This is a genomic window from Kitasatospora sp. NPDC001119 (assembly GCF_053598475.1).
Map to the genome: position 1 here is coordinate 148,601 of NZ_JBSFKI010000003.1, position 16,264 is coordinate 164,864.

The 16,264-nt window shown below is 72.1% G+C and carries 15 protein-coding genes; 8 read left to right on the forward strand and 7 right to left on the reverse strand.

Annotated features, from left to right (window positions below; all coding sequences use genetic code 11):
* Nucleotides 1-39 precede the first annotated feature (39 nt).
* Both ACWDD9_RS04880 and ACWDD9_RS04885 read left to right on the forward strand, forming a co-directional pair.
* Nucleotides 40-1,293, forward strand: a complete 1,254-nt coding sequence (locus ACWDD9_RS04880; protein ID WP_049649278.1) for a cytochrome P450 — start codon at nucleotides 40-42, stop codon at nucleotides 1,291-1,293.
* Between the two features lie 57 nt (nucleotides 1,294-1,350).
* On the forward strand, nucleotides 1,351-2,292 hold the full coding sequence (locus ACWDD9_RS04885) for an ATP-binding cassette domain-containing protein (protein ID WP_074002429.1): 942 nt from the start codon (nucleotides 1,351-1,353) through the stop codon (nucleotides 2,290-2,292).
* Nucleotides 2,293-2,409: 117 nt separating this feature from the next.
* On the opposite strand, the gene ACWDD9_RS04890 is transcribed toward ACWDD9_RS04885, so the two are convergent.
* Nucleotides 2,410-2,604, reverse strand: a complete 195-nt coding sequence (locus ACWDD9_RS04890; protein WP_049649282.1) for a hypothetical protein — start codon at nucleotides 2,602-2,604, stop codon at nucleotides 2,410-2,412.
* Between the two features lie 251 nt (nucleotides 2,605-2,855).
* Between ACWDD9_RS04890 and ACWDD9_RS04895 the strand changes: the two genes are divergently transcribed.
* Entirely contained in the window at nucleotides 2,856-3,212 is a 357-nt protein-coding gene (locus ACWDD9_RS04895; RefSeq protein WP_449810818.1) for a hypothetical protein, read from the forward strand.
* Nucleotides 3,213-3,354: 142 nt separating this feature from the next.
* Nucleotides 3,355-3,783: an SRPBCC family protein gene (locus ACWDD9_RS04900; RefSeq protein ID WP_049649284.1), complete on the forward strand. Its 429-nt coding sequence runs from the start codon at nucleotides 3,355-3,357 to the stop codon at nucleotides 3,781-3,783.
* Between the two features lie 189 nt (nucleotides 3,784-3,972).
* Here the strand turns inward: ACWDD9_RS04900 and ACWDD9_RS04905 are convergent, their stop codons facing one another.
* Nucleotides 3,973-5,589, reverse strand: coding sequence for a tannase/feruloyl esterase family alpha/beta hydrolase (locus tag ACWDD9_RS04905; RefSeq protein ID WP_449810819.1), 1,617 nt, complete (start codon nucleotides 5,587-5,589; stop codon nucleotides 3,973-3,975).
* A gap of 656 nt (nucleotides 5,590-6,245) precedes the next feature.
* Here ACWDD9_RS04905 and abc-f point away from each other — a divergent pair.
* The 3 genes from abc-f (at nucleotide 6,246) to ACWDD9_RS04920 (ending at nucleotide 10,232) form a co-directional block, all read left to right on the forward strand.
* Nucleotides 6,246-7,880: a ribosomal protection-like ABC-F family protein gene (abc-f, locus tag ACWDD9_RS04910; RefSeq protein WP_449810888.1), complete on the forward strand. Its 1,635-nt coding sequence runs from the start codon at nucleotides 6,246-6,248 to the stop codon at nucleotides 7,878-7,880.
* Between the two features lie 85 nt (nucleotides 7,881-7,965).
* Nucleotides 7,966-9,672 carry an ABC-F family ATP-binding cassette domain-containing protein gene (locus tag ACWDD9_RS04915; RefSeq protein WP_449810889.1) on the forward strand — a complete coding sequence of 569 codons (1,707 nt, stop codon included), beginning with the start codon at nucleotides 7,966-7,968 and terminating at the stop codon, nucleotides 9,670-9,672.
* Nucleotides 9,669-10,232: a CGNR zinc finger domain-containing protein gene (locus ACWDD9_RS04920; protein WP_049649287.1), complete on the forward strand. Its 564-nt coding sequence runs from the start codon at nucleotides 9,669-9,671 to the stop codon at nucleotides 10,230-10,232. Before ACWDD9_RS04915 ends, ACWDD9_RS04920 begins: the two co-directional genes overlap by 4 nt.
* Before the next feature lie 87 nt (nucleotides 10,233-10,319).
* Here the strand turns inward: ACWDD9_RS04920 and ACWDD9_RS04925 are convergent, their stop codons facing one another.
* Nucleotides 10,320-10,520, reverse strand: a complete 201-nt coding sequence (locus tag ACWDD9_RS04925) for a hypothetical protein (protein ID WP_074002423.1) — start codon at nucleotides 10,518-10,520, stop codon at nucleotides 10,320-10,322.
* Between the two features lie 14 nt (nucleotides 10,521-10,534).
* Nucleotides 10,535-11,713, reverse strand: a complete 1,179-nt coding sequence (locus tag ACWDD9_RS04930; RefSeq protein ID WP_079272107.1) for a glycosyltransferase family 2 protein — start codon at nucleotides 11,711-11,713, stop codon at nucleotides 10,535-10,537.
* Between the two features lie 440 nt (nucleotides 11,714-12,153).
* On the opposite strand from ACWDD9_RS04930, the gene ACWDD9_RS04935 reads away from it, so the two are divergent.
* Nucleotides 12,154-13,140 carry a glycoside hydrolase family 16 protein gene (locus ACWDD9_RS04935; protein WP_449810820.1) on the forward strand — a complete coding sequence of 329 codons (987 nt, stop codon included), beginning with the start codon at nucleotides 12,154-12,156 and terminating at the stop codon, nucleotides 13,138-13,140.
* A 193-nt stretch (nucleotides 13,141-13,333) separates the two neighbouring features.
* Here ACWDD9_RS04935 and ACWDD9_RS04940 read toward each other — a convergent pair whose 3' ends face one another.
* From ACWDD9_RS04940 to rpe, 3 genes are all read right to left on the reverse strand, one after another.
* Nucleotides 13,334-13,945, reverse strand: a complete 612-nt coding sequence (locus ACWDD9_RS04940) for a hypothetical protein (protein ID WP_449810822.1) — start codon at nucleotides 13,943-13,945, stop codon at nucleotides 13,334-13,336.
* A 177-nt stretch (nucleotides 13,946-14,122) separates the two neighbouring features.
* Nucleotides 14,123-15,082, reverse strand: coding sequence for a pirin family protein (locus ACWDD9_RS04945; protein ID WP_449810823.1), 960 nt, complete (start codon nucleotides 15,080-15,082; stop codon nucleotides 14,123-14,125).
* 234 nt (nucleotides 15,083-15,316) lie between these two features.
* A complete protein-coding gene (rpe, locus tag ACWDD9_RS04950; protein WP_049649291.1) occupies nucleotides 15,317-16,000 on the reverse strand; it encodes a ribulose-phosphate 3-epimerase in 684 nt (227 codons plus the stop codon).
* Nucleotides 16,001-16,264: the final 264 nt, after the last annotated feature.

Below are 16,264 nucleotides of genomic sequence, written 5' to 3' on the forward strand. Positions count from 1 at the left end.
CGTCCTCCTGACCCGCCCCCGTCACAGAAACGGCCGACCATGCCCCTCCAGCCCCCGACGGTCGACGGAGCCTCCCCGCCCGTCGACCTGGCCACCGTCGACCTCGCCACGATCGACCTCACCGACCCGCACACCTACCTCGACCTCGACGTCCGCGCGATGTGGGCCCGGTTCCGCGCCGAACAGCCCGTCCACCTGCACCCGGCGACCGACCAGGGCCCGCCGTTCTGGGCGGTCTCCCGCCACGCCGACGTGCTCGCCGTCTACCGCGACAACAAGCGGTTCACCTCCGAACGCGGCAACGTGCTCGCCACCCTGCTGCAGGGCGAGGACTCCGCCTCCCGCCGGATGCTCGCCGTCACCGACGGGCCGCGGCACCGGGAGATCCGCAACCTGATGCTCCGGTCCTTCTCGCCCCGGGTGCTGGCCCCGGTGGTGGCCGGCGTGCACGAGCGGACCGCCGCGCTGCTCCAGGAGGGCCTGGCCCGCGGCTCCTTCGACTTCGTCACCGACCTCGCCGACCACATCCCGATCAACACCATCGGCGACCTCATGGGCGTCCCGGTCGAGGACCGCGAGCGCCTCGTCCACTGGAACACCCAGACCCTCTCCCGCACCAGCGCCGAGCACACCGCGACCGAGGAGTGGCTGGCCCGCAACGAGATCCTGCTCTACTTCTCCGACCTCGCCGCCAAGCGGCGCAAGCACCCCGGCGACGACGTGATCAGCGCCCTGGCGACCGGCACCGTCGACGGCGAGCCGCTGAGCCAGGAGGAGGTCGTCTTCAACTGCTACAGCCTGATCCTCGGCGGCGACGAGTCCAGCCGGATGTCCTCCATCGGCGCGCTCATCGCCCTCTCCCGGCACCCCGAGCAGTGGCGGGCGCTGAAGGACGGCTCGGTCGGGCTGGAGCCGGCCGTGGAGGAGGTCATGCGCTGGACCACCCCGGCCATGCACTTCGGCCGGCGCGCCCTGACCGACGTCGAACTCGGCGACCGGACGATCCGGGCCGGCGACGTCGTGACGCTCTGGAACAGCTCGGCCAACTTCGACGAGGAGGTCTTCGACCAGCCGAACCGCTTCGACCTGGCCCGCACCCCGAACAAGCACGTCGCCTTCGGCTACGGCCCGCACTTCTGCCTGGGCGCCTTCCTCGGCCGGACCCACGTCGAGGCGATGCTCGCCGCCCTGCGCGGCACCGTCGGCGGGATCGAGCTGCTCGGCGAACCGGTCCGGCTCTACTCCAACTTCGTCCACGGCTACAGCAGCCTCCCCGTCCGCCTCACCGCCTGACCCTCCCTCCCCCACGCCTCCTCCTCGCCCCTCCTCGCCACCGACCGGGAGCCCCACATGGACATGGCCATCCGCGCCGAGGGCCTGCACAAGCGCCACCGGGACGTCGTGGCGATCGCCGACATCCACCTCGGCGTCCGGACCGGCACCGTCCTCGGCCTGCTCGGACCGAATGGCGCCGGCAAGACGACCACCGTGCAGATCCTCACCACCCTCACCACCCCGGACGGCGGCCACGCCGAGGTGGCCGGCTACGACGTCGTCCGCCAACCGCACGAGGTCCGGCGCCGGATCGGACTGGCCGGCCAGTACACCGCCGTGGACGAGGTCCTGACCGGCCGCGAGAACCTCGTCCTGCTCGGCACCCTGCTCCACCTCGGCCGCCGCGAGGCCCGCCGCCGGGCCGACGAACTCCTGGAGCGCTTCCGCCTCGCGGACGCCGCCCACCGCCCCGCCCGCGCCTACTCCGGCGGCATGCGCCGCCGCCTCGACCTCGCCAGCTGCCTGATCACCGCACCCCCGGTGCTCTTCCTCGACGAACCCACCACCGGCCTCGACCCGGTGAGCCGGATGGAACTCTGGGGCCAGGTCCGCGAACTCGTCGACGGCGGCACCACGGTGCTCCTCACCACCCAGTACCTGGAGGAGGCCGACTACCTGGCCGACCAGATCGTGGTCGTCGACTCCGGCCGCGTCATCGCCGACGGCACCCCCGACGAACTGAAGCGCAAGGTCGGCAGCGAATGGCTGGAGCTGACCGTCGCCTCCCCCGCCGACGTCGCCCCGGCCCTCGCCGCCCTCCGCCCCGCCCTCACCGCCGAACCCACCGTCGACACCCAGAAGGGCCGGCTCTCCATCCCCCTCGACGACGGCCTCAACGACATCGCCACCGTCGCCGCCGTCCTGCGCCGCGCCGACATCCCCGTCGCCGACTTCACCATGCGCCGCCCCACCCTCGACGACGTCTTCGCCCACCTCACCGGCCACCCCACCCCCTGACCACCCCGCCTCGGGCACTACTCCGCCTCGGGCACCCCCCGGTGGATCTCACTGACCACCGCCACGGTGGGTGTGGTCGGTCCACACGTCCGCCTGCGGGATGTCGGGGCTGCGGAGCTACGGGGCCAGGTCGACGGCCAGGCAGTTGTAGAAGGTCCAGGAGCGCTCGGGGTCGTGGGCGGTGTTCGCCGCACCGCCCGGGCCGGTTGCCGCCTCCTCGGTCATGTCCTCGAAGCGGATGCGCTCGGGAAGGGTTCCGTAGCGTGCGTGCCGCGCTTCGGCGGCGGGATCGACTGCGGGCCGCTCGGCCATGGCCACTCTCCTCGTCGGCTATCGCGAGCGGCGCCCTCGCGGCGCCGGAGGCGGATTTCAGGGTGCATTCCACACCGTCACCTATCAAGGCGGTGACGAGAACGCGCCCATCGCTCCCACCTGCGCGCGCTTGGCCGATTCTGCCCTCGCGGCGCTTTGTTGAAGATGCAATGATCTTCCCTCGAGCCGGAACCGCCCGACGAACCACCGGCCGATCCGGCAGTTCCCTCCCACCCGAGAAGGCGGATCGCATGTTCACACCCGAGACGAAACTCCGCGGCGCAGCCGTCACCGCAGCCCTGGCCGCGACCCTGGTCGGCCTCGGCGCCGGGACGGCCGGCGCCACGAGCTGGCCACCCCTGCAGCCGGGCGCGCGCCTCTATTCCTCCACCTACGGGCAGGGGTTCGCCACCACCGTCGACCTCACCGACCTCGGCACCTGCCACACCCTGTGGCCCGGCGCCCGCTCGGTGCAGATCGCCAACGGGGGCGCCACGCTGGCGCTGTACGCCGAGGCCGACTGCAACGGTCCCGGGTGGCTCAGCGGAACGCTGGCCCAGGCCAACCTCCCGCGGACCGCCCTGAGCTACCGGGTCCTCCAGGCGTAACACCTCCCGGCGCGGCGCCCTCCCCCTCGGGCGCCGCGCCCACGCATGTCCTCATTTCGTCACCCCTTTGACAGGTGACGCAGGCGCGTGGAAACCTGTCGTCACCGGCTGGAGCAGTTACCTACCGATGAGGACACCCACCATGGCAGTCGTACGCTTCCATCTCGTCTCCACGCTCGGCACGGAGGACGTCCTGGCGGTGCTGACCGACTTCGGCCCCTCCCGCGCCGAGGCCTGGCCGACGATCGACGCCGAACACTTCGAGGTCCACGCGCTCGGCGACACCTGGGCCGAGGTCACCGAGGGAACCGCCGCCGCTTGGGAGCGCGCCCGCTACGAGTGGGAGCCGGGCGGCCGCACCGTCACCGTCACCACCCTCGACTCCAAGCTCTTCGGCCCGGGCGGCGGCTGGGTCTTCCGGATGACCCCCGAGGGCGACGGAACCCGGGTCGACGTCCAGCTGACGCGGCAGCCGAGCACCCTCAAGGGCAGGATGCTCGCCGCGCTGCTCCCCGTCGCCGCTCCGCCGGCCCTGCGCAAGTCCTTCGCGGGGCCGCTGCGGGTCCGGTGATCCACCGCACGGACTGATCCACTCCCGAAAGGGGCCGACAGCACCCGCTGTCGGCCCCTTCGCCGTCCCCCGCCCGCCCTCGCACGACGTGCGAGAAGGCCCGGCCCGCGCCGTCGGGCGCGGGCCGGGCCGGGGCGGGGCGGCACCGGAGGGAACCGGCACTGGGAGAGGACCGGCGCCGGGCAGGGATCAGTGCCGGGAAGGGAGGACGCAGCGGAAGCTGGAGGCGGCGGCCGGGTCGCCGTGGCCCCGGTAGCGGGACACCTCGGGGTAGCGGCACAGGTCGCGGTCGACGCTCCGCCCGGTGGCGTCGAGCAGCGTGGCGGGCAGCGTCCGCGGCGCCTTGCCCTGCTCGACCCAGGCCGTCAGGGCGGCGAGGTCGTCGGTCGTGCCGCCGCCCTTGTTGAGGCCGCAGTGGGCCGTGCCCGGGGCGAGGAAGAGCCGGTAGAAGTCGTCGACCCGCTTGCCGCCGCCCATCGTCCGCTCGACCTGCCGGCGGTAGTCGACGGTGCCCTGGGCGGGGATGAACTGGTCGGCCTGGCCGTGCCAGGTCAGGAGTTTGCCGCCGGCGTCGCGGAAGGCGGACAGGTCGGGGTCGTCGGTGCCGATGATCCGGCCGTACTCGGTCCGCGACTGCTCGAACAGCCGGGTGAACTGGTCGTAGGTGATCGTCGAGACGTCGAACGAGGGCTGCTTCTTCAGCCAGTTCGTGACCCAGAGCCGGGGCACCGGGAACGGCTCGCCCCGCACCTGGCCGTCCGCGTCGGGCGCGGTGGTGCCGGCCAGCCCCGCCAGGTCGGCACCGACCGGGACGCCGGACCAGAGCCTGCGGCCCGAGGCGGTGCGCGGACCGTCCCAGATCTTGCGGACGACGGCGGCGTCGGCGGCCGTGATGGTCAGCTCCTTCCCGTCGCAGACCACCGTGGTGCCGATCAGCCGGCGCGGGTCGAAGTCGCACCGCGACGCGTCGTTGACCAGCTTGTCCTCGGCTCCGTCGAGCGGGTCGCAGGCCGCGACGGCGGCGTCCGTGAAGGCCTTGAACGCGCAGGCGGACGGGTAGGTCCTCTCGTTGTTCATGACCACCTGCGGCCACAGGGTGGCGACTTCGAACTCGTCCCAGCCGACGGCGGGCGCGTTGGCGAGGATGCCGTCGAAGTCGTCGGGGTAGCGCTGGGCCTCCAGGTAACCCTGGCGCCCGCCGGTGGAGCACCCGTTGAAGTAGGAGTAGGAGGCCGGACTGCCGAAGTGCGTGGCGACCACCTGCTTGCCGACGATCGCCGCCTCGTGCTGGGAGCGGGACGCGAGGTTGTTCAGCAGCGCGGTGTCGACCTCGCCCTTCGCGTTCAGCGCCCAGCCGGCGTCCACGGCATCGGCGAGCCCGCCGTCGGTGGTGGTCGCGGCGTAGCCGTTCTTGACCGCGGTGCCCATTCCGACGCCGTTGTCCCCGGCGGCGAAGGCGCTTCCGCCGAGCGCCTGGAAGCGGCCGTTCCAGCCGCTGATTGGCAGCCAGGTCCGCACCCTGGCATGGTCGTTGTCGCCCGGATGGGTCAGGGTGACGGTCACCTCGCAGAAGGCGGGGACACCGGTGACCGTGCCGCCCACCACCCCGGTTCCGTCGATGGTCCCGCCCTCCCGGCGGGCCGCCGTCACGGACTCCACCGCCGTACCGGCGGGGGCCCGCACGGCCGGCGCCGAACAGCCGGACGGCGCGGGCAGGGAGCCGTACGGGGTCTCCGCCACTGCCGCCGGCAGGTGCACCGCGGCCAGTGCCGCGCCGGTCGCGAGCACGATCAGGAATCTCTTCATGGGTATCCGTCCAGGGGAAAGGTGGGCGTGCGCCCGGCCGCGAAGGAGCGTGTGCGGGGCGGTCGTGCAGGGCTGGTCGAAGGACAAGGTGTTTCCGGTCGAGGTGGTGACGATCCGACCGGTGACGGCTGCGGGCCGACGCTCCTCGGGCAGTCGCCGCAAGTGGCGGTTCTCAGCCCAGGTTCGGCTCAAGCAGCCGGTGCGTACGGGTGGCTCTCGCAGGTACGCAGGGTCGGGCTGTTCTCATGTCCGTCACCGGTTCAGCCGGTGATGATGCTGGCACGGTCGCGCCCGGCCTGTCAACGAGACGGCGAAGGGGCCCCGGCGGCACCGGCCGGCGCGGGAGCCGGAGCGAAAGGAGCCGTGGCAGAGGGCAGTTGCCGGCCGCCGCCCGCTGGGCGCGCACTTATCCGCTGCCGGCTGTCGGCGGTGCCTGCTACAGTCGCAGCGACCTGTAGTCGTGTGATCGAGGAGTGGCAGACGTGGCGGGTGACGACGACATCTCCGGGTGAGATCCGGATCTGACGGCCACCGGCCGGTGCTTCAGGAGCGCCGCCGAGGTGGTCCGTTTCGTCGTACCCCTTCTCCGCACGTCTGCCCAGGGCAGAGGTCTACCTTCCTGCCCTCATCCCTTCGAGGTCATCCCCATGTCCAACGTGTCCAACGCCGCCGTCGTCTGCTCGAACCTCTCCTTCGCCTGGCCCGACGACACCCCGGTCTTCCAGGACCTGTCCTTCACCGTGCCCGCGGGCCGGACGGGCCTGGTCGCCCCCAACGGCGCCGGCAAGAGCACCCTGCTCAAGCTGATCGCCGGCGATCTCAAGCCCGCCACCGGCTCGGTGTCGGTCACCGGACGGCTCGGCTACCTCCGCCAGAGCCTGCCCCTGACCTCCGACCTCACCGTCGCCGAGGTGCTCGACGTCGCCGCGGTCATCCGGGCCATCGACGCCGTGGAGTCCGGGGACGTCGACGAGCGGCACTTCACCACCATCGGCGACGACTGGGACATCGAGGAGCGCACCCGCGCCCAGCTCGACCGCCTCGGCCTGACCGACCTCACCCTGGACCGCGGCCTGAGCACGCTCAGCGGCGGCCAGATCGTCTCCCTCGGCCTCGCCGCCCAGCTGCTCAAGCGCCCCGACGTGCTGCTGCTCGACGAGCCGACCAACAACCTCGACGCGGAGGCCCGGCACAAGCTCTACGACGTGCTGGGGGAATTCAACGGCTGCCTGCTGCTGGTCAGCCACGACCGCGCTCTGCTCGACCGGATGCAGCACATCGCCGAGCTCGGCAACGGCGAACTGCGCTTCTACGGCGGCGACTTCACCGCATATGAGGAAGCCGTCCGGGCCGAGCAGGAGGTCGCCGAGAAGAACGTCCGCAACGCCGAGCAGGAGCTGAAGCGGGAGAAGCGGGAGATGCAGCAGGCCCGCGAACGCGCCGAGCGCCGTCAGAGCAACGCCGCCCGCAACCTCAAGAGCGCCGGCCTGCCCCGCATCTTCGCCGGGAACATGAAGCGCGGCGCCCAGGAGTCCGCGGGCCGGGCCGGCCAGATGCACGCCGCCCGGGTCGGCGAGGCCAAGGCCCGGCTGGACGAGGCCGGGCGCGCCCTGCGCGAGGAGCAGCGGCTCTCCCTGGAGCTGCCCGACACCCAGGTGCCCGCCGGGCGCAACCTCTTCCTCGGCGAGGGCCTTCAGGTCCACCACGCCGGCCGCCCGGTGTTCGCCGACGGCGGCGTCGACCTGAGCGTCCGCGGCCCCGAACGCATCGCGCTGACCGGGCCCAACGGCGCGGGCAAGAGCACCCTGCTGCGCCTGGTCACCGGCGAACTCACCCCGGACAGCGGGGAGATCAAGCGCAACGACGGGCGGATCGCCTACCTCTCGCAGCGCCTGGACCTGCTGGACCTCGACCGCACCGTGGCGGAGAACTTCGCCGCGTTCGCCCCCGAGCGGCCCGAGACGGAGCGGATGAACCTGCTCGCCCGCTTCCTGTTCCGCGGCGCCCGCGCCCATCTGCCGGTCGGGGTGCTCTCCGGCGGCGAGCGGCTGCGCGCCACCCTGGCCTGCGTGCTGTGCGCGGAGCCGGCCCCGCAGCTGCTGCTGCTCGACGAGCCGACCAACAACCTCGACCTGGTCAGCGCCGGGCAGTTGGAGAGCGCGCTGAACTCGTACCAGGGCGCCTTCCTGGTGGTCAGTCACGACGAGCGCTTCCTCGCCGAGATCGGGGTGAACCGCTGGCTCCGGCTGGCCGACGGCACGCTGCAGGAGACGGGGGCGCCCGCGGTGTGACCCGCCGCCGTGTGACGCGGCCCGCCCGAGGCTCGGTGCCCGGGCGGGCCCACCCCCTCACGTCGGAAGGTTCCCCGTGTTCCCCCTGTCCCAGAACGCCCTGCTCGCCCATGACCTCGTCCGCGTCCTCGGCGGTCGTCGCGTCCTCGACGGCGTCGGCCTGACCGCCGCCCCCGGCCACCGGATCGGCCTGATCGGGGAGAACGGCGCCGGCAAGTCCACCCTGCTGCGGGTGCTCGCCGGCGTGGACGAACCCGACGCGGGAAGCGTCTCCCGCCCCGATGACCTCGGCTTCCTGCACCAGGAGATGCCCTTCGACCCCGCCGCGACCGTCGCCGCCGTCCTGGACGACGCGCTGCGCGAGGCCCGCGAGGACCTGGTGGAACTGGACCGGCTCGGCGCGGAGATCGCCCGGCTCCCGGAGTCCGACCCCGGCCACCCGGAACTCCTGGACGCCTACGGCAGGCGGCTGGAACAGGCCCGGTACCGGGAGTCCTGGGACGCCGACCGCCGTGCCGCCCTGGTCCTCGACGGGCTGGGCCTCGGCGCACCGGCCCTCGGCCCGCTCGGGCACGACCGCACGCTCGGCTCGCTGTCCGGCGGGCAGCGCGGCCGGCTGGCCCTCGCGGCGCTGCTGGTCCGACGGCCGTCCGCGCTGCTGCTGGACGAGCCGACCAACCACCTCGACGACGGCGCCGCCGCCTTCCTGGAGGAGCAGGTCCGCGCACTGCCCGGCACCGTGGTCGTCGCCGCCCACGACCGGGCGTTCCTCGACGCCGTCTGCACCCACCTGATCGACCTCGACCCGGCGGTGGACGGACCGGTCCGCTACGGCGGCAACTACAGCGCCTACCTGGGCGAGCGGCGCGCCGAGCGGGACCGCTGGGAGCGGCGATTCGCCGAGGAGCAGCAGGAGTTGGCGCAGCTGCGCCACGCGGCCGGCGTGACCGCGCACCTGGTCGCACCGGACCGGGGGCCGCGCGACAACGAGAAGATGGGCTACGGCCACCGGGCCGGCCGGGTGCAGAACCAGATCTCCCGACGGGTGCGCAACGCCGCCCGCCGACTGGAGGAGCTGGAGCGCGCGCAGGTCCCCGAGCCGCCACGCCCGCTGCGGTTCGCCGTCGAATCCCTGGCGGCGGACGCCCACCCGCCGTCCGACACCGGCGAGGGCCTCCGGCCCCTGGTGTCGCTCCGGGACCTCCGGGTGCCCGGCCGACTCGCGCTCGAAAGCCTGGACGTCGCCCCGGACGACCGGCTGCTGGTCACGGGCGGCAACGGGACAGGCAAGTCGACGCTGCTCGCCGTACTCGCCGGCCACCTCACGGCCGAGGGCACGGTGCACCGGCACCCCGGACTGACAGTCGGACTGCTCACCCAGGACACCGAGTTCGACCGGCCCGACCGCACCGTCCGCGACACCTACGAGCAGGCGCTGGGCGCGGCGCGCGCCGAGCGGGTGCCGCTGGGACCGCTCGGCCTGCTGCACGCGGCGGACCTGGACAAGCCCGTCGGCCGGCTGTCCGTCGGGCAGCGCCGCCGGCTCGCACTGGCGCTCCTGGTGGCCGAACCGCCCCGGCTGCTGCTGCTCGACGAACCCACCAACCACCTCTCCCCGCGCCTCTGCGACGAACTGGAGGAGGCCTTCGGCACCGGTCCCGGCGCGATCGTCCTCGCGAGCCACGACCGCTGGCTGCGCCGACGCTGGCAGGGCCGCGAGCTGCGGCTCGACCCGGCGGGCGCCACCCGTCATTGCCCCCCGACACAGTCACCTGCCAGCATGGTGATGTGAACCTTGACCATGTCTTCGTCTGCGGGCACCCCGCCCTGGACTTCGCCGCTACGCTCCGTGCACGGCGCACGGTCCGGTTCGAGATGTTCGTGACGCCGGAGCGCCTGAACGCCTGGTACCTGGACTGCGGCCTGGTGGACACGATCACGCCCGGTGACGAGCAGGACGTCCGCGAGGCGACCACCGTCCGCGAGGCCGTCTACCGGCTGATCACCAACCGCCGACTCGGCGAGGCCTTCGACCGCGAGGCACTCGCCGTACTCAACGGCGCCGCGCGCAAACCGCCCGTGACACCGCAGCTCACCCTGACCGGACGGCACAACGAGGCGACCCCCGAACAGGCGCTGGCAACCGTCGCGCGCCAGGCGGTCGAACTCCTCAGCGGCCCGGACGTCCCCCTGCTGAAGGAGTGCGGCAACCCCGAGTGCACCCGGGTCTACATCGACCGCTCCCGGGGCATGCGCCGCCAGTGGTGCGGCATGGACTCCTGCGGCAACAAGATCAAGGCCGCCGCCTACCGCGCCCGGAAGAAGACCCCGTCCGCCACAACCGCCCGATAGCCCCCTCCGGCCACGGCCCCGCAGCGCGGGCCGTGGCCGCTCGGCGTCGAACGCGCTCGGCGGGGCTGTCCGACCGGTCAGGTCCCCTCAGGCCCGGCGGCGGCCGCCGCCAGCGAGGCGGCGGTCCCGGCGGCTGCGGCGGACGGACGCCCCGAAGGTGACGATGGAGATGCTGATGATGGTGACGCTGACGACCAACAGGACGAGGTCGGCGTTGGGCACCTGGGTCATGGCGACGGTGACGGCCGCCAGGAGGATGCAGACGCCCAGGCCTTTGAAAACGTTCATGGTGTTCTTTCGGGCTACTTCCACGCGGAGACGCGTGTCATGTACGACTTGATGACGGAGGAGACGAGCCAGTAGGTGCGGACCACCGTGAAGACGAGTTCCGGGATCAGCAGGGCCTCGACGATCATGGCCTTGGGGCCGAGCTTGCGAACCCGGAGCGCCGGGTAGAGGACCCAGAAGCCGATCATCGCCCAGAACAGCGGCGCGTGGCTGACGCCGAACCGCGCCATCGCGGCCACCTGCTTGGTGCCCCAGCCGAGGATGTAGGCGGAGGCGATGAGCCCCATGATCAGGGTGCTGATCGAGTGCCAGGTGAACTTCGTCCAGCCGCGGGCTCGCAGGGTGTCGACCGTGCCCCGGGACCAGCGTTCGCGCTGCTGGATGAGCTCGCGCAGGGTGGGCATCAGGTCGGTGTAGGCGATGCACAGCTCGTTGGCGGTGACCTTCCAGCCGGACTCCTTGAGCGCCAGCGTGGTCTCGTAGTCCTCGACGAGGTTGCGGTGGTCCTCCCAGAAGACCTCGCCGCGCCAGTCGATGAGGGTCTGCAACGCCTCGGCCCGGTAGAAGCTGCCGGCCCCGGACATGGTGTGCACGTCGGCGCGGTAGCGGGCACTGGCCGCCCGGCCGTACTCGATGATCTGCATGCCGAGCAGGTAGCGCTGCCAGGGGTTGCGCCACAGGCCGGTGCGGCCGAGGCAGGAGGCGCTGACGCCGCCGAGCTCGGGGTCGGAGGAGATGACGTTGCGGGCCCGCTCAATGAACCGGTGGTGCAGTTCGGTGTCGGCGTCCATCACCAGGACGTGGCGCACCGCGCCGGTCAGGCGCCCGCCGACCGCCTCCCGCAGCCACTCCAGTCCATGGTTGAGGGCGCCCGCCTTCTTGTGCGGGTTGTTGTCCAGATTGAGCACGACCGTCGGCGGGGTGCGCTCGTCGTCCGCGAACCGCTGGGCGAACTCCCGTGTGCGGTCGGTGGAGTTGTTGACGACCACGATGATGAGGTCGGGGCGCCGGCTCTGCTTGGCCAGGGAGTCCAGCGACGTCAGGACGCCGACCTCCTCGTTCCGGGCGGGAACGAGGATCACCGTGTCGTAGAGGGCGGTGCCGGCCGCGGGGGCGACCCGACCCCGACGGTGCCGGCTGCGCGAGGACCGGGCCTCCTCGATGGGCGCGCTGGGCGCGGCGGTACCTGACACGGTACGAACTCCCCCGTTTTGACGGCGCGCTAGTCAACGCCGTTCACTCTGTGTGCATCCTGTGATGGTCCGGGAGAGGATATCGCCCCAAAATGTAGATAGTTCAACGGCCCGGCGCGACACACTCCAGTGGGGGAAAGGCAGCGCGACCACACGCTCCCCCACCGTGATACCGGCTGCTCAGACACTCAGCTAAAGGACGCCAAATCGGACAGATCACCCCCGGCGTTAACGTCCGCGAACGTGGCCGACACCACATATCCATTCCTTCCCCCACCTGCCTCTGGGAGGCGCTAATGCCGATCCAACCTCGTTCAAGCACCTTAAAAGAGGAGTCAAAGGCATGGATAAGATGAGCCCGAATTGATCGATCCGATGCGAAGCGTGTACGTACTGACGCCTTCCGCATCCCCCTGTGCATCCCCCTCGGAGGAGCAGTCGTGACCCGCCCCACCCCGCACACCCGCACGCGGGCCGCACTCGGGACCGCCCTCCCTCTGGTCATGCTCGCCGTCGGCGCGGGCGCCTGCGCGTCCGACGGCAAGCCGTCCGGACCGGCGGCCGCCCACGGAGCGGAGAAGCAGCAGGCCCCTGCCGCGACTCCCGTCCCCACGCCCACCGCCCCGCCCGGCCCACCCGGCGTCCTGTTCGACGCCTTCCACTACACCGGTACCGAGGACCCGGCCCTGGCCTCACACGGCTGGACCGTCCGCACCGACGGCGGCGGCCCTGGCATCCGCGACACCTGGTCCAAGGAAGACCTCTCCTTCCCCACCGTGGCCGACGCCCAGAGCGGCCAGGCCATGCGGCTGCGCGTCACCACCGACGGCACCCCCAAGGGCACCAAGCAGGTCGAGGTCGGACGCACCGCGGGCGAGTCCCTCAACGGCACCATCGCCGCCCGGGTCTTCTTCAGCGACAAGCCCACCGACGGCCGCGACGGCGACCACATCATCCAGACCGTCTACGCGATCTCGCCCGACCACAACTCGAAGAAGTACAGCGAGTTGGACTTCGAGTACATGCCCAACGGCGGCTGGGGCGCCCCCGGCCCCCGGCTCGACACCACGAGCTGGCGCAGCGCCGCCCAGGACGACCGGGACACCCTCGCCACGAACAAGAGCGTCGCCGGCTGGCACACCCTGATGCTCACCGCCGACGCCGGGAAGGTCACCTACTCCGTCGACGGCAAGACCCTCTACAGCAGCGGCAGCAAGTCCTACCCGCGCGAGCCCCTGAGCATCCGGTTCAGCTCCTGGTTGATCGACCTCCCCACGACGCCGTCCGGCACCCGGACCTGGGACATGAACGTCAACTGGCTCTACTACCAGGCCGACAAGAAGGTCCCCCTCCCCGAGGTCGAGAAGGCCGTCGGCGGCTTCTACGCCGCCAACACCACCTTCGTGAACACCCTCCCCAAGAACTGATCCCCTGTCCGAAATCCCCGGCCGACAAGAGACAAAGGCCGGGCACGCCACGCGGCCGACCTGACGAAGGACAGTAGGGGACGAGGCCGCCCGCATGGGCGGCCTCGTCCCCTACATGTGCCCCGCGGGTCGGCAGGAGCCTTGACCCGGAACGCCACGGAAGCGTCAACGACGCCGGTGAATCCCCCTTGTATTACGGCATTCCGCCGTTCAGACCTCCGTAGTTGGCGGTCAGGGCCGCCGCGAAGGCGTCCGGGATGCCATGGAGCCAAAAGGCCATCGAGACATACGACTCCAGTGCGCCCGACACCTCGAGGAAGGGTCCGAACCGCTCACGCCATTCGTTCCGCTTGGCCGCATCCGGAAAACCCCGGAAAACCGCGACCTCGGGATCCCTCTCGCCCCAGCACCCCCACCGTCCGGAAGGGCCGGTCACCGCGATGACATTGGCGGAAACCGCGATCGACTCCGCGAAATCATCGTCCGACGTGAAGCCGATCCTCTCCCAGTAGTCGTCCATGCCCGCGTCGACGGACAGCGACACCGCCGGGTACGTCCCACACTCCGGAAGGTAGAACTCGTCGGCACCGGGCTTGAGAACCAGCAGGTCGATGCGGTCGTCGCCGTGCCACCGGGCCATCGCGCAGAGCGCCGGCCAGAACTCCCGGGTGAGGACTGCGTCGAACTCGCAGAACAGCGAATCCCCCGCGTCCTCCCGGAAAACCTGGCCGGGCAGTCCGGCGTCGAGGTCGAAGACGGACGCGCTGCGGGAGCGGACATCGAGGTAGGCGTCGCGATCGACCATGACCGAGTCTTCCGTTGCCGCCATTCGTCCCCCACCCTGATCCTGATATCCGCGTTCTTGGATTCCGCATTGTAGTAGTCGGCCGACGGAAATCAGGCCGCCCGCACCCCCAGCCGACGCCGTCCCCGTCGGTTCCGGCCGCGAACGGCGCCCTCGCCCACCGCGTTGACCGCCGGGTCAGCGCTCGCGCCCCCGGGCCTTGAGGGGGACGGTGGGGAGTTCCGGGGCGGGGAGGCGGGCGCCGGCGTAGCCGTGGACCTCGCCGAAGCGGGTGCCGGTCATCCAGTCGGCGCGGGCCTGGGCGATGTCGTCGGTGGTGCGGCCGATGAAGTTCCACCACATGACGATCTTCTCGTCGAAGGGCTCGCCGCCGAGGAGGAGGACGGCGGCGTCGGCGGCGGCGCGGAGGGGGAGGTCGGGGCGGCCGCAGCCGAGGTAGAGCATGGAGCCGGGCTCGACCGGGACGCCGTCGACGTCGACGCGGCCGGACATGGCGAGGACGGCGTACTCGAAGTCGGGGACGAGCGGGAGGCGGAGGTCCGCGCCGCCGGTGAGAGCGAGGTCGGCGCCGACCAGCGGGGTGTGGGTGGTGCCGGGCGAGGTGGCGGTGTCGAGGGTGCCGAGGATGACGGTGGCGCGCAGGCCCGGGGCGGTGACCACGGGCAGGTCGGGGTGGTGCTCGAAGGCGGGGGCGAGGTGCCGGCCGGCCTCCGGGAGGGCGACCCAGAGCTGGGCGCCGTGCAGGTAGCGGGCGTGCGGGCGGGGGGACTCCTCGGAGTGGGAGATCGCCCGGCCGGAGGTCATCAGGCCCAGCTCGTACGGCCGGACGGTCTGGAGGCTGCCCAGGCTGTCGCGGTGCAGCACCTCGCCCTGGTGGAGCCAGCTGACCGTCTGGAGGCCCATGTGCGGGTGCGGCGGGACCTGCATGCCGGGCTCGTCGGCGATGTCGTCGGGGCCGTAGTGGTCCACGAAGCACCAGGCTCCGACCATCCGGCGGCCGAGGTTGGGCAGCAGGCGGCGGACCACCGTGCCTGTGCCGAGCGGGAACTGACGGGCCGTCAGCAGGTCCTTCGCCGGGCCGGTGCCGGCCTCGCGGCCGCAGCTGGTCGGGGCCGGCTTGAGGTCGAGGTTGCTCATCGCGGTTCCACCACCGTACGGAGAGGGGCCGGGCGGGGTCCTCGGCTCCTCGGAGGACACCGTCACCGATCACGGAGGACACCGTCACCGATCATCCGCCACGGTGCGGGGTTCCTCCACCCCTGCCCGGCCATCCGGCGGCGCCGTCACCGGCGCCGGGCCGGCGAGGCGGCCAGGCGGTGCGCCGACGGCCCGGCGCACCAGCAGGCCGCCGGGCCGCCGCCCCCGGAGCCCTCAGTGCCCGCAGGCCCACCAGGCGTCGGCCGCCGCCTTCTCGGCGAGCCCCCGCAGGTTGCGGACCGCCTCGGCCGGGTCCTCGGCCCCGTACACCGCCGAACCGGCCACGAACACGTCCGCGCCCGCCTCCGAGCAGCGCTCGATCGTGCTCGCCGCGACGCCGCCGTCCACCTGGAGCCACAGCTCCAGGTCGTGCTTGGCGATCAGCTCCCGGGTGCGGCGGATCTTCGGCAGCATGATGTCCAGGAAGGCCTGGCCGCCGAAGCCGGGCTCGACGGTCATGATCAGCACCATGTCGAGCTCGGGCAGCAGGTCCTCGTACGGCTCGATCGGGGTGCCGGGCTTGAGCGCCATCGAGGCGCGGGCGCCCTTGGCGCGGATCTCGCGGGCGAGGCGGACGGGCGCGGCGGCGGCCTCGACGTGGAAGGTGACCGAGCCGGCGCCGGCCTCGACGTACTGCGGGGCCCAGCGGTCCGGGTCCTCGATCATCAGGTGGAGGTCGAGCGGGATGTCGGTGGCGCGGGCGAGCGACTCGACCACCGGGACGCCGAGGGTGAGGTTGGGCACGAAGTGGTTGTCCATGACGTCCACGTGCAGCCAGTCGGAACCCCGGACGGCCTCGGCCTCGTCGGCGAGCCGGGCGAAGTCCGCGGACAGGATGCTGGGGTTGATCTGGGCCATGACCGACTACCTTCGTACGAGGGCTTGCGAGGGCTCGGCGCCCCCGGAGCGGGCACCTCATCCCATCATCCCGTGACGTGCCGCCGCCGACCGCACGGCGTCGCCCCCGCGTGACCGTCATCACACCCCCTCGGGGGTTACTGGGGCCTTCCCCGTGGTCATCAGCCCTTGTACGGTCCACGCACCTGCCAGGTGAACGGTCCACGCTCCTGCCGCGTGAACGGTCCACGCATCCGCCGCGGCTCCCGCCGGGCCGTCGTCCCG